This window comes from Halomonas sp. PBN3, assembly GCF_000475415.1.
GTDB lineage: Bacteria > Pseudomonadota > Gammaproteobacteria > Pseudomonadales > Halomonadaceae > Halomonas > Halomonas shengliensis.
Genome location: NZ_AXCA01000027.1, coordinates 1 through 19,286, shown reverse-complemented (window position 1 = coordinate 19,286; position 19,286 = coordinate 1). Strand labels below are relative to the sequence as shown.

13 protein-coding genes and 4 tRNA genes are annotated in these 19,286 nt (G+C 68.6%); 11 read left to right on the top strand and 6 right to left on the bottom strand.

Features of this window, described 5'->3' with window-relative positions; genetic code table 11:
* Window positions 1–367: 367 nt before the first annotated feature.
* The gene (locus Q673_RS21280) at window positions 368–1,117 is read right to left on the bottom strand and encodes a glycerophosphodiester phosphodiesterase family protein (RefSeq protein ID WP_023004648.1); all 750 of its coding nucleotides are present in this window, start codon (window positions 1,115–1,117) and stop codon (window positions 368–370) included.
* Between the two features lie 146 nt (window positions 1,118–1,263).
* On the opposite strand from Q673_RS21280, the gene Q673_RS21275 reads away from it, so the two are divergent.
* Both Q673_RS21275 and Q673_RS21270 read left to right on the top strand, forming a co-directional pair.
* Window positions 1,264–1,842 (top strand): hypothetical protein, encoded by a 579-nt coding sequence (locus tag Q673_RS21275; protein ID WP_023004647.1) that lies wholly within the window; start codon window positions 1,264–1,266, stop codon window positions 1,840–1,842.
* A gap of 158 nt (window positions 1,843–2,000) precedes the next feature.
* Complete coding sequence (locus Q673_RS21270) at window positions 2,001–2,978, top strand: NADPH:quinone reductase (RefSeq protein WP_023004646.1); 978 nt, start codon at window positions 2,001–2,003, stop codon at window positions 2,976–2,978.
* Window positions 2,979–3,273: 295 nt separating this feature from the next.
* On the opposite strand, the gene Q673_RS21265 is transcribed toward Q673_RS21270, so the two are convergent.
* Complete coding sequence (locus Q673_RS21265; protein ID WP_023004645.1) at window positions 3,274–4,200, bottom strand: MurR/RpiR family transcriptional regulator; 927 nt, start codon at window positions 4,198–4,200, stop codon at window positions 3,274–3,276.
* A 251-nt stretch (window positions 4,201–4,451) separates the two neighbouring features.
* Here Q673_RS21265 and Q673_RS21260 point away from each other — a divergent pair, with 251 nt between their 5' ends.
* The 4 genes from Q673_RS21260 (at window position 4,452) to Q673_RS21245 (ending at window position 10,412) form a co-directional block, all read left to right on the top strand.
* Window positions 4,452–5,273: an enoyl-CoA hydratase/isomerase family protein gene (locus Q673_RS21260; protein ID WP_235048469.1), complete on the top strand. Its 822-nt coding sequence runs from the start codon at window positions 4,452–4,454 to the stop codon at window positions 5,271–5,273.
* Window positions 5,274–5,360: 87 nt separating this feature from the next.
* On the top strand, window positions 5,361–7,553 hold the full coding sequence (locus Q673_RS21255; RefSeq protein WP_023004643.1) for an acetate--CoA ligase family protein: 2,193 nt from the start codon (window positions 5,361–5,363) through the stop codon (window positions 7,551–7,553).
* Window positions 7,550–8,368 carry an enoyl-CoA hydratase-related protein gene (locus tag Q673_RS21250; RefSeq protein ID WP_023004642.1) on the top strand — a complete coding sequence of 273 codons (819 nt, stop codon included), beginning with the start codon at window positions 7,550–7,552 and terminating at the stop codon, window positions 8,366–8,368. The genes Q673_RS21255 and Q673_RS21250 overlap by 4 nt, the downstream gene beginning before the upstream one ends.
* Before the next feature lie 127 nt (window positions 8,369–8,495).
* Window positions 8,496–10,412, top strand: coding sequence for an SLC13 family permease (locus Q673_RS21245; protein WP_023004641.1), 1,917 nt, complete (start codon window positions 8,496–8,498; stop codon window positions 10,410–10,412).
* 151 nt (window positions 10,413–10,563) lie between these two features.
* On the opposite strand, the gene Q673_RS21240 is transcribed toward Q673_RS21245, so the two are convergent.
* From Q673_RS21240 to betI, 4 genes are all read right to left on the bottom strand, one after another.
* A complete protein-coding gene (locus Q673_RS21240) occupies window positions 10,564–13,011 on the bottom strand; it encodes an acyl-CoA dehydrogenase (protein WP_023004640.1) in 2,448 nt (815 codons plus the stop codon).
* A gap of 405 nt (window positions 13,012–13,416) precedes the next feature.
* Window positions 13,417–15,111, bottom strand: coding sequence for a choline dehydrogenase (gene betA / locus Q673_RS21235; RefSeq protein WP_023004639.1), 1,695 nt, complete (start codon window positions 15,109–15,111; stop codon window positions 13,417–13,419).
* 9 nt (window positions 15,112–15,120) lie between these two features.
* Window positions 15,121–16,590: a betaine-aldehyde dehydrogenase gene (betB, locus tag Q673_RS21230; RefSeq protein WP_023004638.1), complete on the bottom strand. Its 1,470-nt coding sequence runs from the start codon at window positions 16,588–16,590 to the stop codon at window positions 15,121–15,123.
* An 11-nt stretch (window positions 16,591–16,601) separates the two neighbouring features.
* On the bottom strand, window positions 16,602–17,204 hold the full coding sequence (betI, locus tag Q673_RS21225; RefSeq protein WP_031217533.1) for a transcriptional regulator BetI: 603 nt from the start codon (window positions 17,202–17,204) through the stop codon (window positions 16,602–16,604).
* Window positions 17,205–17,356: 152 nt separating this feature from the next.
* Here betI and Q673_RS21220 point away from each other — a divergent pair, with 152 nt between their 5' ends.
* The 5 genes from Q673_RS21220 to Q673_RS21200 all read left to right on the top strand — a co-directional run bounded on the left by Q673_RS21220 (window position 17,357) and on the right by Q673_RS21200 (window position 19,113).
* The gene (locus tag Q673_RS21220) at window positions 17,357–18,334 is read left to right on the top strand and encodes a choline ABC transporter substrate-binding protein (protein ID WP_023004636.1); all 978 of its coding nucleotides are present in this window, start codon (window positions 17,357–17,359) and stop codon (window positions 18,332–18,334) included.
* Between the two features lie 271 nt (window positions 18,335–18,605).
* Window positions 18,606–18,682 (top strand) — tRNA-Met (locus tag Q673_RS21215).
* A gap of 138 nt (window positions 18,683–18,820) precedes the next feature.
* Window positions 18,821–18,896 (top strand) — tRNA-Asn (locus Q673_RS21210).
* A 33-nt stretch (window positions 18,897–18,929) separates the two neighbouring features.
* Window positions 18,930–19,005 (top strand) — tRNA-Asn (locus Q673_RS21205).
* 32 nt (window positions 19,006–19,037) lie between these two features.
* A tRNA-Asn gene (locus Q673_RS21200) sits at window positions 19,038–19,113 on the top strand.
* The last annotated feature ends 173 nt before the right edge of the window (window positions 19,114–19,286 follow it).

The window sequence follows — 19,286 nt, the reverse complement described above, 5'->3', positions numbered from 1 at the left end:
AGCCTGTGAAGTGAGTGGTGCGGTAAGGCCGCCAGCAGCAGGAACCCACCGAAGCGACTCAGGGGCGGTTCAACGCCGCGCCTGAGCGCCGTAGGAATCCCCTTGCTTTCCGCCCCAGGCGGCAGTTTCCTGAAAAGCTGAGGGAGGGGAGGACGTCAAGTGCTGCTGAAACGCCAACACGGTGAGGAATATCCCTGCTGGCCGCTGGGCCCCCTCCAAGCTCCGCCTGCCGTTCATCCACTTCCGCTGGGAGGTCCCCGAGACCATCCAGGCTCTGGTGATGTTCGTGATCGCCATGGGCATGATCCCGCTGCTCGAGCAGTACCTCGGCGTGCCCTACGAGGTGGGATGGGGCAAGGTCTCCGGCTCAGGGCAGGTGGCCGGTGTAGCGCGTCGGGTCGTCGCTGATGGCGGCGTCCACGCCCCAGCCCCAGCGATGGGCGAAGGCGGCCGGGTCGTTGGGGGTGTAGCAGAGCAGGGCGTAGCCCTCGGCCTTGACCGCGGCGGCGCCGCGCCGGCTGAGGCGGCGCCAGTCGGCGTGCACACCGTAGGCGTCGACCGCCTCGCAGCGGGCACGCCAGTCGCGGGTCATCCCCTCGAACAGCACGCCCAGCGCCAGGCGCGAGGGCGGGGCGATCTCCCGCGCGCAGGCCAGGGCGTCGTCGTCGAAGGAGGAGACGATCAGCCGCTCCGGGGGCAGGGCGTCCAGCGCCTCGGGCAGCGCCGATTCCACCAGGGCGGCGGCACTGCGCCCGCGGTTGACCTTGAGCTCCAGGTTGAGGCCCATCCCGCACTCGTCGATCAGCTTGAGCATCTCGGCCAGGGTGGCGATGCGCTCGCCACGGAAGGCATCGCCGAACCAGGCGCCCACGTCGAGGCGGCGGGCGGCCGGCAGGTCGAGCTCGTCCAGCCGGCCGCGGCCATCCGAGCAGCGCAGTACCGTGGCGTCGTGCCAGATCACCGGGGTGCCGTCGCCCAGCAGCTGGACGTCGAGCTCGACCCAGTCGCAGCCGGCGTCGTGGGCGGCGCGCACGGCGGCCAGGGTATTCTCCGGGGCGTGGGCGGACAGGCCGCGGTGGGCGATCAGGCGGGGGAGCGAAATGTCGGGGTGGGGCATGGGCCGTCATCCTGGTCAGCGAGGCGCCGTCACTGGCGGCGAGGAACCTTCCGGTAGCGTAGCGCCATCCACCCCGGCCTGGATATGGTAGGCTGCGCGATTTTGGGCCCCGGTGGTAGCGGTACCCACGATGCGAGGAGAGCGAGATGAGAGTCGTGCATATCAAGAATCCCGGGCAGCGCGAGGCCTGCCTGGCCCGGCTGTGTGCCGAGGCCTATGGCCATGAGGCGGGGCTGCGCCCGCTGGCGACCTTCGCCGGCACCCTGGGAGTGCTGATCGAGCAGGAGGCAGCCCGGGTGCTGGCGCTGATGGATGACCACTCGCGCCCGGTGGCCCTGGCGCTGCTGGTGCTGGATGAGCGTGGCAGCGGCATGACCGTGATGCTGCTGGCCGAGCTGGAGCAGGAGCGGCAGGGCGTGGTGCGGCCGGCCGAGCGGCTGGTGGCCGAGCTGGCCCGCAAGGCCCCGCTGCGCGTCGATGCCCGGGACGCCGAGCAGGAGGCACGCTTTCGCGCGGCGGGGATCTCGCGCTGGCTGGACGGCAAGGCCGGTGTGCGCATCGGGCTGGGCCCTCGCCATCCGGCCGGCTCCCTGGACGACCTGCCGCGGACGCTGACCTTCGACGAGGCGGCGGTGATCCACTCCTTCAAGCAGAACCGCCAGCAGTTCGATGACTACAAGGCGCGCTTCCTGCGTGGCCTGGAGGCCTTTCCCGCCACGCTCTGATGCCCAGGGCTGTCGCAGCTGACCATGCGGCGCTTGCGAAAGGCATCGGGGACAGGTTGGAGAGGGGGCTGTTCTGACGCCGCCATGACTTGACCCTGCCGGGCTATGGCGCTTGACTGGATGGCCCATCCAGCAGGCAGCACAAGGAAACCCCTTTCATGGCCAAGCGCATCCAGTTTGCCCGTACCGGCGGCTCCGAGGTCCTCGAACTCGTCGACGTCACCCCGCCGGAGCCGGGGCCCGGCGAGGTAAGGGTCGCCAACCGCGCCGTCGGCCTCAACTTCATCGATATCTACTTCCGCACCGGCCTCTACCCGGCGCCCTCGCTGCCCTCGGGGCTGGGCACCGAGGCGGCCGGCGTGGTCGACGCCGTGGGCGAGGGGGTGACCCACCTCAAGCCTGGCGATCGCGTCGCCTATGCCCAGGGCCCGCTGGGGGCCTATGCCGAGCTGCATACCCTGCCCGCCACCAAGGTGGTGGTGCTGCCCGAGGGGATCGACTTCGAGACCGCCGCGGCCAGCATGCTCAAGGGGCTCACCGTGCAGTACCTGATGCGCCAGACCCACCGCCTCGAGGCCGGCGAGACCATCCTCTGGCACGCCGCCGCCGGCGGCGTCGGCTCCATCGCCTGCCAGTGGGCCCGGGCCCTGGGGGTGAAGCTGATCGGCACCGTCAGCTCGCCCGAGAAGGCCGCGCTGGCCGAGAGCAACGGCGCCTGGGCGACCATCGACTACACGAAGGAGGACGTGGTCGAGCGGGTGCGCGAGCTGACCGACGGCGCCATGTGCGACGTGGTCTACGACTCGGTGGGCAAGGACACCTGGGAGACCTCCCTGGACTGTCTCAAGCCGCGCTCGCTGATGGTCAGCTTCGGCAATGCCTCCGGCGCCGTGGAGGGGGTCAACATCGGCATCCTCAACCAGAAGGGCTCGCTGTTCGTCACCCGGCCGAGTCTCAACGGGTACGCCGATACCCCCGAGCGGCTGCAGATGATGGCCGACGAGCTCTTCGAGATGCTCCAGAGCGGCAAGCTGAAGGTCGATGTCTCGCATCGCTACCCCCTGGCAGAGGCGGGCAAGGCCCAGGACGCCCTGCAGGGCCGCCAGACCACAGGCTCCACCATCCTGCTGCCCTGAAGGCCTGTGGCCAGTGACAAGTAGCAAGGGACAAGGAAGCACCGAAGATGAGTGCCGCCAGCTGAGCGAGAGGCGCCGGGGGCAGGCTTGGAGGGGGTCCGAGGACCAAGGGTGAGGAGCACCGCTCCGAACGGGCTGGCCAGGGATGGCCAGCACCGGACCTGCAAGCGGAGCAGGACGCGAGAGCGCAGCAGGGCCGAGGTAGCGTACAGGGACGTATTTACAGCGCCCCCGACCAAGCCTGTCGCCGGATCAGCCTCGAGCGGGCCTTATGGGCCACGAAGTTGGAGGTCTCTCAGCCGTTCTCCACATAGGCGCCCATCTGGCGCATCCGCGTCTCGAATCCCGCCACGTTGTCCACCAGGTCGTCGGGGCCGAAGGCCACGCACTCCGCCAGCAGCACCTCGATCAGGGTGATCGCCGAGAGGATCGACGGGAAGAAGTGCGGGGTGGCGTTGGCCACCGGGAAGGTGAGGGTGGCCCCCGGCACCAGCGGCGAGCGCAGGGTGTCGGTGATGACGATGGCGCTGACCCCCGCCGCCCGGGTGATCTCCAGCGCGCGCATCGTCTCGGCACAGTAGGGCTCGAAGCCGAAGGCCACCACCACGTCGCCCTCGCCGAAGGGCGCAAGCTCGGTCAAGAGCCCCCCCTCCTGGCCGCGGATCAGCTGGATATTGGGCATGGCGATGCGCCCCACGTAGGCGAAGTGGTAGGCGCAGGCGAAGGTGTCACGAAACCCCACCACGGCGATCCGCTCGGCGCCCAGCAGCAGCCGGGCGGCATCGCGCACCCGTGCCTGGTTGTCGGCGGTGAACAGCCGGCCGATGTTGTCGAAGGCCGCGTCGCCCACGTCGAGGAACACCTGGTCGTCGGTCTGGCTGGCCAGGGTGCGCAGCTGGCTGGCGCGCCCCGAGAGCTCCACCGGCCCGGCCTGGACCGCCGACTGGAACACCTCGCGGAACTGCTCGTAGCTGTCGAAGCCCAGGCGCTTGGCCAGTCGCACCAGGGTCGAGGCGGTGACCTCGGCGGCGGCGGCCGACTTGCGGATCGACTGGAAGGCGATCTCCACCGGATGCTCCAGCACATAGCCGGCGGCGAGCTTGAGCTGCGGGCTGAGTTCCGGATAGGCCTCGGCGAGCTGCTGGTTGACCGTATCCAGCCGCGTGGTGCCGCCGGCTTCCGGGGACGGCGAACCGACCTCCTGCACGTCGTGGTCCAGCACGGGGATCTCCTGGGTTGGTGGTGGGGCGGCGTCATTGTAACCGATGAGCGCCGGGCATGGATGACACAATCGTTTCTCATCGATAAATAATGTGACACACACGTGTTGACCTGCCTGCGACCTTTGGCTAGGATGCGCGCAGAACAAGCGTGCTGCCGAGATGGTAATAATGACACGTTTGTTTCCAGGGCGATTGACCATCGCCCTGGCTTATCGAACCCATCTGCCACGCCCCGAGAGTGCCGCACCCCATGAGCCAAGCCCCCAGCCAGTCATCGATGTCCCCACTGCCGGACTACGAGACCCTGATCACCCGCCGCCACGGCCAGGTGATGGAGATCCGCTTCAACCGCCCCCAGCGCCTCAACGCCGTGACCGAGCGGCTCTACGCCGAGCTCAACGACGCCCTGACCCGCGTCGAGGCCGATGGCGAGGTCCGCGTCGTGCTGATCACCGGCGAGGGGCGCGCCTTCTGCGTGGGCGCCGACCTCAAGGAGCACAAGGAGGGCCGCACCGCCTTCGATCGCCGCCAGTACCTGCAGGGCGAGCAGATCGTCTGCCGGCGCCTGATGCAGATGCAGACCCCGGTGGTCGCCGCGGTGAACGGCTATGCCCTGGGTGCCGGGGCGGAACTCGCCATCGCCTCGGACTTCCTGCTGATGGCCGAGAGTGCCCAGATCGGCCTCCCCGAGGTCTCCATCGGCAACTTCCTCGGCGGCGGCGTCACCTGGCTGCTGCCGCGCCTGGTGGGGCTGGCCAAGGCCCGCGAGCTGGTGTTCCTGGGCGAGCGCATCGACGGTGCCGAGGCGGTTCGCATCGGCCTTGCCAATCGTGCCTTCGCCGACGAGGGGTTCCTCGAGGCCGCCCTGGTCTTCGCCGAGAAGGTCGCCGGCAAGGCCCCGTTCTCCATGGCCCTGGCCAAGGAGCAGCTCAACTTCTCGGGCGAGCGCACCCTGGACGCCTGCCTGACCGCCGAGCTGGAGGGCATGACCTTCGTCGGCACGACCCGGGACTGGCAGGAGGGCGTGGACGCCTTCGCCGAGAAGCGCGCGCCGCGCTTCGAGGGCCGCTGAGCCCCGTCCTCCCTGGACACTTTCCGCCCGGCGGTGGCCGGACTTCGACCACTCTCCATCGGCCATGAGGCCAAGGTCAGCCAGCACATGAATCCCATCGAAGGACACCTCCCCACCCGCAGCCCGCTCCACGACATCCTGGCGCCCACCGGCATCGCCGTGGTGGGTGCCTCCGCGGACCCCACCAAGCGCGGCTACAAGGCCATGGTCGGCCTGATCAAGGATGGCTACCGGGGCGATATCTACCCGGTCAACCCCAAGGCCGACATGATCCTCGGGGTCAAGGCGTGGCCCTCGGTCACCGCCATCCCCGGCAGCCCGGAGCTGGCGCTGATCTGTACCCCGGCGCCCTCGGTGCCCGGGCTGATCGCCGAGTGTGGTCGTCGCGGCATCAAGGGGGCGGTGATACTGGCCAGCGGCTTCGCCGAGATCGGCGGGGAGGGAGCCGAGCTCGAGCGCGAGATGATGGAGAAGGCCCGCGCCCACGGCGTGCGCCTCATCGGCCCCAACACCTCGGGCATCTTCAACCTTCACCACAGGGTCAACCTGCTGGCGCTGGACAACGTCAAGCCGGGTGACGTGGGCATCATCTCCCAGTCCGGCAACATGCTGCTGTCGCTGGCGCTGGAAGCTCAGCACAACGGCCAGGTGGGCTTCTCCACCTACGTGGGCCCGGGCAACCAGAGCGACATCGGCTTCAACGACTACCTGCGCTACCTGGGCGAGGACGAGCACACCCGCGTCGCCACCCTTTACGTGGAGGGCTTCCGCGACGGGCGCAAGTTCCTCGAGGTGGCCCGCGAGGTGACGGCCATGAAGCCGGTGGTGGTCTACAAGTCCGGCTCCACCGAGCAGGGGCAGAAGGCCGCCAGCTCCCACACCGGGGCCCTGGCCGGCAGCTATGCCATGACCGTGGACCTGCTCCGCCAGGCCGGCGTCAGCGTGGTGCAGTACTCCGACGAGATCCTGCCGGTGGCCGAGGGGCTGGGCCTGCTGCAGAAGGCGCGCGGCAAGCGCGTGGCGGTGATCTCTGACGGCGGCGGCCAGGCCACCATCGCCTCCGACCGCCTGGCCGAGGCGGGCCTGGAGCTCGCCGAGCTCTCCGAGGCGACCCGCCAGAAGCTGCGCGACGTGCTCTTCCCCCAGGCCTCCACCGTCAACCCGGTGGACGTGGCCGGCTCCACCGACGCCAATCCGTCGCTGCTGGCCACCTGCATGGAGATCGTCGCCGCCGATGACAACGTCGACAGCATCTTCCTGGTGGGCATGTTCGGCGGCTACAGCATCCGCTTCGCCGAGTCGCTGCTGGGCGACGAGATGCGCGGCGCCGAGGCGATGGTGGACCTCTCCAACGCTACCGAGAAGCCGCTGGTGATCTACAGCCTCTATACGCCGGTCAAGCCGCCGGCGCTGCGCCGCCTGCACGAGGCGGGGCTGCCGGTCTACGCCTCCATCGAGCATTCGGTGCGCGTGCTCTCGGCGCTGGGCGAGCGCGGCCAGTACCTGGCACAGGCCCAAGGCCAGAGCCGCGAGCGGAGCGTCGAGCCGCGTCCCGAGCTGACCGCCATGTTCCACGAGGCTCGGGCCGAGGGGCGTGACCTCTTCGAGTACGAGGCCAAGCGGCTGCTGCGCGAGCACGGCATCGAGGTACCGCTGGAGCTGGTGGTAAGAAGCGAGCAGGAGCTCGCGGACGCCGCCCGAGCGTTCGGCGAGACGCCGCTGGCCATGAAGGTGGTCTCCAAGGACATCCTGCACAAGTCCGACGCCGGCGGCGTCAGGCTCAACGTGGTGGGCGAGGCCGCCATGCGCGAGGCCCGCGAGGCGATCCTCGCCTCCTGTCGTGCCTACGACGCCAGCGCCGAGATCGAGGGGGTGCTGGTCACCCCCATGGCGAAGAAGGGGATCGAGGTGATCCTCGGGGTGATCCGCGACCCCATCTTCGGCCCGGTGCTGATGTTCGGCCTCGGCGGCATCTTCGTCGAGATCCTCGAGGACGTGGCCTTCCGCTCGATCCCGCTCAGCCGCCAGGATGCCGAGTCCATGGTGGAACAGATCAAGGCCAAGAAGATCCTCGGTGGGGTGCGCGGCGAGAAGCCGGTGGACAAGGCGGCGCTGGTCGACCTGCTGATCAAGGTCTCGCGCATCGTCGAGGCCTACCCGGCGCTCTCCGAGCTCGACCTCAACCCGGTGATCGTCAACGCCGATGGCTATGCGGTGGTGGATGCCCGGGTTATCGTCGAGCGTGACAATGAGACCACCGACAAGGATGCCCACGCATGAGCCAGTCAAACGCCCCAGCCGACCTGCCCCAGCTGACCGATGCCCGCCTGACCCTGGAGGGGCGGGTGGCCACCCTGACCCTGGATCGCCACGACGTGCGCAACGCCCTGACCGGTACCGCCCTCACGGATGACATCGTGGCCGTGGCCGAGTGGGTCAACGCCTGCGACGCCGTCTCGGTGCTGGTGATCACCGGCGCGGGCAGCGCCTTCTCCGCCGGCGGCAACGTCAAGGACATGGCCAATCGTGGGGGCGACTTCGCCGGCGACGTGGCCGAGGTCTCGGCGCGCTACCGCCGCGGCATCCAGCGTATCCCGCTGGCGCTGCAGGCGGTGGAGGTGCCGATCATCGCCGCGGTCAACGGCCCGGCCATCGGCGCCGGCTTCGACCTGGCCAACATGGCCGATATCCGCATCGCTTCGAGCAAGGCGAAGTTCGGCGAGACCTTCCTCAACCTGGGGATCATTCCCGGCGATGGTGGCGCCTGGTTCATGCAGCGCCTGATCGGCTACCAGCGCGCCTTCGAGCTCACCCTCTCCGGGCGGGTGATCGACGCCGAGGAGGCCAGGGAGTATGGCATCGTGCTGGAGGTCTGTGATCCCGAGGCGCTGATGGAGACGGTGGGCGAGCTCGCCACACGCATCGCCGCCCAGCCGCCCAAGGCGACACGCCTCACCAAGCGGCTGATGAAGATGGCGCAGCGCACCGAGCTTAAGGACTTCCTCGACCTCTGCGCGGTCTTCCAGGGCATCTGCCACAACGAGCCGGAACACCTCGAGGCGGTCAACGCCATGCTGGAGACGATGGCCAGGTAGCGGTTCCGACAGGCGCCAGGAACCCGGCTTTGGCCGGGTTTTTGCGCTATGGCTCAAGAAAGTGCTTGTCCGCAACCGGGTGGCCTGGCAATGCTGTCGGCATCGACATTCACAGGGAGGTGAACCCATGGCCGACAGCACCCTGGTCTTCCTCGTGCTCGGCGCGACCCTGGTCGCCTTCGTCTGGGGCCGCTTCCGCTACGACCTGGTGGCGCTGGCCGCGCTGCTCGGTTCGGTGATGCTGGGCCTGGTGCCTGGCGACGAGGCCTTCCTGGGCTTCGGCCATCCCGCGGTGATCACGGTGGCGGCGGTACTGGTGCTGAGTCGCGGCTTCGAGCGCTCCGGGGTGGTGGACGTGATCGCCGAGCAGCTGCTCAGGGTCGGTGAGCGGCTCTTCCTGCAGCTGCTGGTGCTGGTGGGCACCGTGGTGGTCCTGTCGGGCATCATGAACAACGTCGGGGCCCTGGCGTTGCTGCTGCCGGTGGCCATGCGCCTGGCCCGGGAGCACGACGCCTCGCCGTCGATCCTGCTGATGCCGCTGGCCTTCGGCTCCCTGCTGGGGGGGCTGACCACCCTGATCGGCACCCCGCCCAATATCATCATCGCCAGCTACCGGGGCTCCGTGACCGGTGACAACTTCGGGCTGTTCTCCTTCACGCCGGTGGGGGCAGTGGTGGCCCTGGCCGGGTTCGCCTTCATCCTGCTGGTTGGCTGGCGACTGGTCCCCCAGCGGGCCGGCAAGGCCTCCACGGAGGCGATGTTCGATACTGCCAACTACCTGGTCGAGCTGCGGGTGGGAGAGGAGTCGAAGGCCAACGGCCTGACCCTGCGCGAGCTGCAGCAGGAGCTGGAGGAGACTATCCCGGTGCTCGCCGTGGTGCGAAACGACAAGCGCCGGGCCGGCCATGCCTTCTTCGGTACCCTCAGGGAGGGCGACATCCTGCTGATGGAGGCGGGCCCCGAGGAGATGAAGCTGCTCGAGGACAAGGCGGGGCTGCGCCTGGGCAAGGACGCCGAGGAGGAAGCGGAAGCCGAGGATGATGGGGGCGAAGCATCTCAGATAGCCGAGAAGGGCGGTGAGGCAGAGGGCCGCAGCGAGAGCTCGACGCCGGAGAAGGGCGAGGAGGAGCGCGACAGTAAGGAGGCAAAAAAGGAGAAGCAGGAAGAGAAGCGCGGCATGGATACCGAGGGCCTGCAGCTGGTGGAGGCGGTGGTGCGCAACGACTCCATGATGGTCAACCGCACCGTGCTTCAGCTGCGCCTGCACAACCAGTTCGGCCTGCATCTGGTGGCGGTGGCCCGGGACGGCGGTCGTCTCAAGCAGCGCCTGCGCGATATCCGCTTCCGCCCCGGTGACGTGCTGCTGCTGCAGGGCGGCGAGAGCGAGCTCTCCGAGAGCCTGGCGACCCTGGGCTGCCTGCCGCTGGCCAGCCGCAACCTGACCCTGGGGCAGCCGCGCATGCTGCTGGTATCGCTGGGCATCTTCGCCGCCGCCATCCTGGCGATGCTTTTCGACCTGCTGCCGGCCGCGGTGGCGCTCTCCCTGGCCGCCCTGGTCACCCTGCTGGTGGGGGTGCTGCCCCTGCGCGAGGGTTACCAGGCCCTGGACGGGCCGGTGATCGTGCTGCTGGGCGCCATGATCCCGGTGGGCCAGGCGCTGGAGACCAGCGGCGGGGCGGCGCTGATCGCCGAGGCGATGCTCGCCTGGGGCAGCGATTGGCCGGTGATCGTCACCCTGGTGGGGCTCTTCGTGCTCTCCATGGTGCTCTCCAATATCGTCAACAACGCCGCCGCGGCGCTTCTGATGGCACCCATCGCGGCGAGCCTGGCCAGTGGCTTCGATGCCTCCGTGGACCCCTTCCTGATGGTGGTGGCGGTGAGCGCCTCCTGCGCCTTTCTCACTCCCATCGGCCATCAGTCCAACACCTTGGTGATGGGCCCCGGCGGGTACCGCTTCGGCGACTACTGGAAGCTCGGCTTGCCGCTCTCCCTGGTGGTGCTGGCGGTAGCCATCCCGATGATTCTGCTGGTCTGGCCGCTTTAGAGCGGTGCCAGAGTACGAGAGGCGCCGGGGAAAGGTCGTAGAGGGGGGCAGTTCAGACCTTTCACCGGAATAGCCTCGAGTCATGCTTTGGGGGGAAAGCAAACGCCCCGGCATCTGCCGGGGCGTAGGGTTGTGGCGGTGCAGAGAGGCTTCAGGCGGCGTGGTGGCGCAGCACCTTGGACTTGTCGGTGACGAAGGCGTCGTACTCGAAGTCGTCCACGGTGAGCAGCTCCAGCACCCGGGCCTCCCGCTCGCGCATAAAGGTGGCATCCTCCTCGCTGATGATGCCGGCCCTGGCGGCCTCTTCCACCCGCTGCTCGGGATGCAGCGCCTCCGCGGGCAGCTCCCCCTTCGCGTAGGCCTTGTTGACGGTACGGTAGAGGGCCTCGGCGCGCTCCTGGGTGGCCAGCAGGGCGTTGTACTGCGCCAGCGGGTTCGCCTGTTCGCCGTCGTCGGTACTCCAGGTATTGGCCAGCAGCTTGGTGCGCAGGGCGCTCTCCCGGGAGACCGACTGGGCGATGGTGCGGGCCAGGTCGTCATGGGGGCGCTTGAAGCGCTTGCCCCGCGGCATCACCACCCGACGCAGCACGCTGGCAAGTGCCCGGTTTGGCAGGTTGTCGAACAGCTCGTCCAGGGCCTGCTCGGCACGGCCCAGCAGCCACTGGCAGGCGTAGTGGAAGAGCGCCGCCTCGCCCTCGACCTTGTCCCCCTCGTGCCACTGCTTGAGCACCATGGAGGCGAGGTAGAGGTTCGATAGCACATCGCCGAGGCGCGCCGAGAGCATCTCGCGAAGCTTGAGGGTGGCGCCGAGGCTCGCCATGGCGGCGTCGGCGCACAGCCCGAAGCCGGCGGAGAGTCGCGCGACCTCCTGGGCGTAGCGCTTGGCCTCACCGTCGAAGGGGACCGCCGCCTTGCCGATGCCCAGCCCCTGGGTGAAGGCGCGGGCGGCGTTGCCGAAGATCAGGCCGGCATGGCCGAAGAACGCCTTGTCGAAGGCCGCCTGGTCGTCGGCGTCCCTGGCGGCCAGCTCCTCGAGCACGTAGGGATGGCAGCGGATCGCCCCCTGGCCGAAGATCATCAGGTTGCGGGTCATGATGTTGGCGCCCTCCACGGTGATCGCCACCGGGTTGGCGCTGTAGCCGATCCCCAGGTAGTTGCGCGGGCCGAGGGTCACCGCCTTGCCGCCGTGGATATCCATGGCGTCGCCGAGGATCTGGCGCTGGAACTCGGTGAGCTGGCTCTTGAGGATCGCCGAGGGCACTGCCGGCTTCTCGCCGCGGTCGATGGTGTTGGCGGTCTGGTAGACCGCCGCCTGGGCGATATAGCCAAGCGCCGTCATGCGGGCCAGGGGCTCCTGGACCCCCTCCATCTCGGCCACCGGCACGTTGAACTGGCGGCGGATGCGGGCGAAGCCGCCGCTCCAGCCAATGGCGTAGCGGGCGGTGCCGGTGGCGCCGGAGGGCAGGGTGATGCAGCGTCCCACCGAGAGGCACTCCACCAGCATCCGCCAGCCCTGGCCGATCATCGCCTCGCCGCCGATGATGGTGTCCAGGGGCACGAACACGTCCTTGCCCTTGATCGGGCCGTTGAGGAAGGGGCTGCCGATGGGGTGGTGGCGGCGGCCGATCTCCATGCCCGCGGTGTCGCGGGGGATCAGCGCCAGGGTGATGCCGCGGTCCTCCTCGTCGCCCAGCAGCTTCTCCGGGTCGAAGAGGCGGAAGGCCAGGCCCACCACGGTGGCGATGGGGGCCAGGGTGATCCAGCGCTTCTCGAAGTTGAGGCGCACCCCGAGCACCTCCTTGCCATCCACCCTCTGCCGGCAGACCACGCCGGTGTCGGGCAGCGAGGTGGCGTCAGAGCCGGCGCGGGGGCCGGTGAGGCCGAAGCAGGGGATCTCGCGGCCGTCGGCCAGGCGCGGCAGGTAGTGGTCCTTCTGCTCGTCGGTGCCGTACTTGAGCAGCAGCTCCCCCGGGCCGAGGGAGTTGGGCACGCCCACCGTAACCATCAGGGTCTCGTTGATGGCGAGCTTCTGCAGCACCAGGGACTGCGCCTTGGCGGAGAAGCCCAGGCCTCCGTACGCCTTGGGGATGATCATCCCGAAGTAGCGCTCGCGCTTGAGGTGATCCCAGAGAGCCTGGGGCAGGTCGGCGCGCTCCTTGGCGATCTCCCAGGCGTTGCACATGCCGGCGGCCACCGAGCACTGGTTGTCGATAAAGGCCCTCTCTTCATCTGTGAGGCCGTCGTCGCGGGCATCCAGCAGCGCCTGCCAGTCGGGCCTGCCGGTGAAGAGCTCGCCGTCCCAGGCCACGCTGCCGGCCTCCAGCGCCACGCGTTCGGTGTCGGAGACCTTCGGCGAGACCTTCTTGAACATCGCGAAGAGGCGCGGCGTCAGCCATCTGCCGCGCAGGGCCGGCAGGCCGGCCGCGGCCACAACCGCGGCCCCGGCGAGCAGGATGACGCCGAGCACCGCGGAGGCGGCGACCAGGCTTGCCAGGCCGGTGACGGCGAGCACCGCCAGGGCGGGCAGGGCACCCGCCTCGCGGCGCATCACCGCGAGCAGGCCGACGATGGCCACGAGCAGCAGGATCAGGGTGAGCATGGAGTGACTCCGGTTGTTGTAAGACGCAGGGATTCGAACAGATGTTTGAATTCTTGCAGACTAGCCCACATCGGTGCAACCGGCCAGCACCACAATCAGTCCAAGGTCCATCATCGCGAGCCATATCGCTCGAGGCTTTCCCGGCGACAGCCTTGTTCGGGGGCGCTGTAAATACGTCCCTGTACGCTACCTCGGCCCTGCTGCGCTCTCGCGTCCTGCTCCGCTTGCAGGTCCGGTGCTGGCCATCCCTGGCCAGCCCGTTCGGAGCGGTGCTCCTCACCCCTGGTCCTCGGACCCCCTCCAAGGCTATCCCCGGCGCCTCTCGCTGCTAGGTAAAGCCATCATGTCAAAACGCCCCGCGCTGCAGTGGCAGGGCGGGGCGTTAGTGGCGACGGGGGAGAGGGGCTATGCCTCGAGGCGACGCTGCGGTTCGCTGCGAGCGGGGGAGTCGCCCGCCACGTAGTAGGGGGCGTCGCTCTTCGGCAGCGGCTCGCGGCCGCGGATGCGGTCGGCGATCTTCTCGGCCAGCATGATGGTCGGCGCGTTGAGGTTGCCGGTGGGGATCTGCGGGAAGAGCGAGGCATCCACCACCCGCAGTCCCTCCACGCCGTGCACCCGACCCTGGCCATCCACCACGGCGTCGTCACCTGCGCCCATGCGGCAGCTGCCGCAGGGGTGATAGGCGGTCTCGGCATGCGCCTTGACGAAGGCGTCCAGCTCGGCATCGGACTGCACGTCCGGCCCCGGCGAGATCTCCCGGCCACGGTAGGGATCGAAGGCGGGCTGGGCGATGATCTCCCGGGTCAGGCGGATGGCGTCGCGGAACTCCTGCCAGTCCTTGTCGGTGGACATGTAGTTGAACAGGATACTCGGCGCCGCCTCCGGGTCCCGGGAGGTCAGGCGGATGCGCCCGCGGCTCTCCGAGCGCATGGAGCCGACGTGGGCCTGGAAGCCGTGGGCCTGCACCGCGCTCTTGCCATTGTAGCTGATGGCGATGGGCAGGAAGTGGTACTGCAGATTGGGCCATGGCTCCTCGTCGCTGGTGCGGATGAAGGCGCAGGACTCGAACTGGTTGCTGGCCCCGATGCCGCGGCCGAGGAAGAGCCACTCGGCGCCGATCTTCGGCTGGTTCCACCACTTCAGCGCCGGGTAGAGGGAGATCGGCTTCTTGCACTCGTACTGGATGTACATCTCCAGGTGGTCCTGGAGATGGGCGCCCACGTTGTCGTTGACGTGCACCGCCTCGATGCCGAACTCGTCGAGCACCTCGCGGGGCCCCACGCCGGAGCGCTGCAGGATCTGCGGCGAGGCGATGGCACCGGCGCACAGCAGCACCTCGCGGCGGGCCCGGACCCTCTGCGCCTGGCCCTTGTGCTTGTAGTGCACCCCGACCGCCCGCTTGCCCTCGAACTCGATGACGTCGGTGATGGCGCGGGTCTCGATGGTCAGGTTCGCCCGTTGCTTCGCCTGGTCGAGATAGCCACGAGCGGTGGAGGCGCGCCGGCCGTTGGGCGTCACGAAGCGGTCCATGGGGCCGAAGCCCTCCTGGCGGTAACCGTTGACGTCCTCGGTCTCGGCGTAGCCGGCCTGTTTGCCCGCCTCGATAAAGACGCGGTAGAGCGGGTTGTTGCCCTCTTTGGGCGTGGTCACGCTCACCGGCCCGTCGCCGCCATGGTAGTCGTTCGGGCCGATATCGCGGCTCTCGGCCTTGCGGAAGTAGGGCAGGCAGTCGGCGTAGGTCCAGTCCTCGAGGCCCGGCGCCTTGGCCCAGTGGTCGTAGTCCAGGGCATTGCCGCGGATGTAGCACATGCCGTTGATCAGCGAGGAGCCCCCCAGCCCCTTGCCGCGGCCGCACTCCATGCGCCGGCCATCCATGTGCGGCTCGGGGTCGGTCTCGAAGGCCCAGTTGTAGCGCTTGCCCTGCAGCGGGTAGGCGAGTGCCGCCGGCATCTGGGTGCGGAAGTCGAAACGGTGGTCGGGGCCGCCGGCCTCGAGCAGCAGCACCGAGACGTCGGGCTCCTCGGTGAGGCGGGTGGCGAGCACGTTGCCGGCCGAGCCGGCGCCGATGATGACGTAATCGAATTCGCGAAGTCCGGACATGTCGCCTCCTTAAAACACCGACTCGAAAGTGCCCATCTCCACCTGCACCGACTTGGTCTGGGTGTAGTGGGCTAGGGTCTCGAGGCCGTTCTCGCGGCCCACGCCCGACTGCTTGAACCCGCCCACCGGCATCTCGGCGGGGGACTCGCCCCAGGTGTTGATCCAGCAGATGCCCGCCTCGAGGCGGTGGATCACCCGGTGGGCGCGGTTGAGGCTCTCGGTGAAGACCCCGGCGGCCAGCCCGTAGTGGGTGTCGTTGGCGCGGCGGATCACCTCCTCCTCGTCGTCGAAGGCCAGTACCGCCATCACCGGGCCGAAGATCTCCTCTCGCACGATGCGCATCTCGTCCGTGCAGTCGGTGAACACCGTGGGCGCGGCCCAGGCGCCGTTCGCCCGCTCGTCCTCGTTCCAGGCCTCGCCGCCGGCCAGCACCCTGGCGCCTTCCTGCCTGCCCAGCGCGATGTAGGAGAGCACCTTCTGCTGGTGCTCGAAGCTCACCAGGGGGCCGAAGTTGACGCTGGGGTCCAGCGGGTCGCCGGCGCGGATGCGGGCCACGCGCTCCTTGATCCTGGCCTCGAAGTCCGCCTTCACCGAGCGCTCGACGAAGACCCGAGTACCGTTGGTGCAGATCTGCCCGCTGGAGTAGAAGTTGGCCATCATGGCGGCGTCGGCGGCGCGGTCAAGATCGGCGTCGGCGAAGACTACCAGCGGCGACTTGCCGCCCAGCTCCATGGTCACCTCCTTGAGGGTGGAGCCACCCGCGGCGGCCATCACCTTCCGGCCGGTGCCTACCTCGCCGGTGAAGGAGACCTTGTCGATGTCGGGATGCTCGGTGAGCAGGGCGCCGACGTCGCCGGCGCCATGCACGACATTGAAGACGCCGTCCGGCAGGCCCGCCTCGCTGAGGATCTCGGCCAGCTTCATGGCGGTAAGCGGGGTCACCTCGCTGGGCTTGAAGACCACGGCGTTGCCGGCGGCCAGCGCCGGGGCGGCCTTCCAGCAGGCGATCTGGATGGGGTAGTTCCAGGCGCCGATGGCGCCCACCACGCCCAACGGCTCCCGGCGGGTGTAGACGAATGAATCCTCGCGCAGCGGGATCTGGGTGCCCTCGATGGCGGCGGCGAGGCCGGCGTAGTACTCCAGGGCGTCGGCGCCGGTGACGATGTCCACCGCGGCGGTCTCGCTGATCGGCTTGCCGGTGTTGCGGGTCTCCAGCTCGGCGAGCTCGACGTTGCGTTCCCGGAGCAGCGCCACGGCGCGCTGCAGGATGCGGCCGCGGGCCATGCCGCTCATCGCGGCCCACTCGCGCTGGCCGCGCCGGGCGGCGGCCACGGCGGCGTCGATGTCGGCGGCAGAGGCCTGCTGCACCTGGGCTAGCGGGCTGCCGTCGTAGGGGTTCACCACCTCGAAGGTCTCGCCGGCGGTGGCGTCTACCGGGCGACCGTCGATGTAGAGGGGCAGGGGGGATGAGATGGCCATGGGGCGTCTCCTCAGTGAACGGGGTGGGGAGCGGCGTCGAGCAGCTGGTCGAGGGTGGCCAGTGCCGTGCGACGGGCCGCCTCGGCATCGAGGCCCTCGGGGGTCAGGGCCCCGCGCAGCCACAGGCCGTCGATCAGGGCAGCCAGTGCGCGGGCGCAGGCGCGGGCCTCGTCGCGCGGCATCAGGCGGCGGAACTGGGCGCAGAGGTTGGAGTGCAGCCGACGGTCGTTGACTTGCTGCAGCCGCTGCAGCGCCGGCTTGTGCATGCTGCTGGCCCAGAAGGCGAGCCAGGTCTTGGCCACCGGGCCGGAGACCTGGCTGCGGTCGAAGTTGCCCTCGATGATCGCCTGCAGCTGCGCCCGGGGCGAATCGTCCGGCCGGTCGTGGCGGCGCGCCGCCACGGCGTCGCCCAGGTCGCTAAGGATCCGGCGCATGGTCGCCTCCAGCAGCCCGTCCTTGCCGCCGAAGTAGTGGCTGATGATGCCGGCGGAGACGCCGGCATGACGGGCGATGCGCGCGACCGTGGCATCGGCCAGGCCGACCTCGTCGATGGCCGCCATGGTCGCCTGGATCAGCTGCTGGCGGCGGATGGGTTCCATTCCAACCTTGGGCACCGTCGAGCCCTCCCTGTTTGCGGATGACTTGCCACCACACCGGTGGGTGCGGTTAGTATAGGGCCAGCTTGCCATTTTTTTATTGAACGTTCAATCAATAAAGGAGTGGCGGTCACCGTCTATACTCAAGTTCCTTCCACGGAGGTTACGCCATGAATGCATCCCCCCTGACCCGCACCATGACGCGCCGCATGAGCCTGGGCCTGGGCGCCGCGGCCCTGGCGCTGGGTGCCGCCCCGGCGCTCGCCCAGGAGGGCGAGAGCTGCTCCACCATTCGCTTCGCCGAGGTGGGCTGGACGGACATCACCGCCACCACCGCGCTCACCACCGAGGTGCTTGAGGCGCTGGGCTATGACACCCGCATCGACACGGTCTCTGTCCCGATCGCCTACCAGGGCATGCAGAACGGCGACTTCGACGTCTTCCTGGGCAACTGGATGCCCTCCATGGCCTCGATCAGCGACCCCTATGTCGAGGAAGGCAGTGTCGACCGCCTGGACGCCAACCTGGAGGGGGCCAAGTACACCCTGGCGGTGCCCCAGTACGTCCACGAGGCGGGGGTCACCTCGGTGGCCGATCTCGCGGAGCATGCCGAGCAGTTCGACAGCAGCATCCACGGCATCGAGGCGGGTAACGACGGCAACCAGCTGATCCAGCAGATGATCGACGACGACGCCTTCGGCCTGGGTGACTGGCAGCTGATCGACTCCAGCGAGGCAGGCATGCTCGCCGAGCTCAGCGCCCGGGAGCCGGACCAGCAGTGGATGGTGTTCCTGGGCTGGGAGCCGCATCCCATGAACACCAACTTCGACATGGCCTACCTGGAGGGTGCCGATGACTACTTCGGTCCTGAACTGGGCGGTGCCACCGTCTACACCAACACCCGTGCTGGCTACGTCGAGGAGTGCGGCAACGTCGGTGCCCTGCTGGCGAACCTCGAGTTCACCCTCGAGATGGAGAACCAGCTGATGGGCGAGATCATGGACGAGGGCGAGGACCCGCGTGATGCCGCGCGCGCCTACCTCCAGGCCAACCCCGAGGTACTCGAGGCGTGGCTCGAGGGCGTCGAGACCCGTGACGGCGAGGCCGGCCTGCCCGCGGTGCGCGAGGCGCTGGATATCGCTTCCTGATCGGCGTGCAGGGCTATCGCAGTTACCGAAAGGGCGATAGCGAAAGGCGCCGGGGACAGGTCGAAGAGGGGGTCCGAGGACCAGGGATGGCCGAGGTAGCCTACAAGGACGTACTCGTAGCGCCCCCTCGTAGGCCTGTCGCCGGATCAGCCTTGAGCGGTGCTGCCATTTGCGATAGCCGTGGACGGGGAGGCGCGGGCTTGCCAAGCGGCGGGCCCGCGTGCATAATGCGTCTCCATTGCTCGGCCATGGCCGGGCAATCGCGTGAAAAGGCTACGTAGCTCAGTTGGTTAGAGCACATCACTCATAATGATGGGGTCCCCTGTTCGAGTCAGGGCGTAGCCACCAGGATCCCAGCAGCGCCCGCCGGCATCGCCAGGCGGGCGCTGTGCGTTTCGGGGCAGGGCAGGGCGGGGCAGGATCATCGACCGCGGTCCTTGACCTGGCAGAGCGGATCCGTATACTACGCCCCGTGTTCGAGGTCGTTCCCGGATAGCTCAGTTGGTAGAGCAAGTGACTGTTAATCACTGGGTCGCAGGTTCGAGTCCTGCTCCGGGAGCCAACACGACCCTCAGACACGACGATACGGCACGATTCCTCGATAGCTCAGTTGGTAGAGCAAGTGACTGTTAATCACTGGGTCGCAGGTTCGAGTCCTGCTCGAGGAGCCAGCCGCCCGTCATCGTCCTAAGCATCAGGCCATTCCCGGATAGCTCAGTTGGTAGAGCAAGTGACTGTTAATCACTGGGTCGCAGGTTCGAGTCCTGCTCCGGGAGCCATCCTCTCCTCGCGGTGCCTCTCTCTGCTGGCTTCGTCCTGATCGTTACCTCCGGCGCCTTGCCGGTGTTTTCGCGTGTCCGCACCTCGCGTGGCTCTGGGGCCGAGGTCGACCTGCGTGCCCACCAGCCGAGCGGAAGTGCCGTCAGGCCCCGATCGAGTAGGAGGGGGAGTC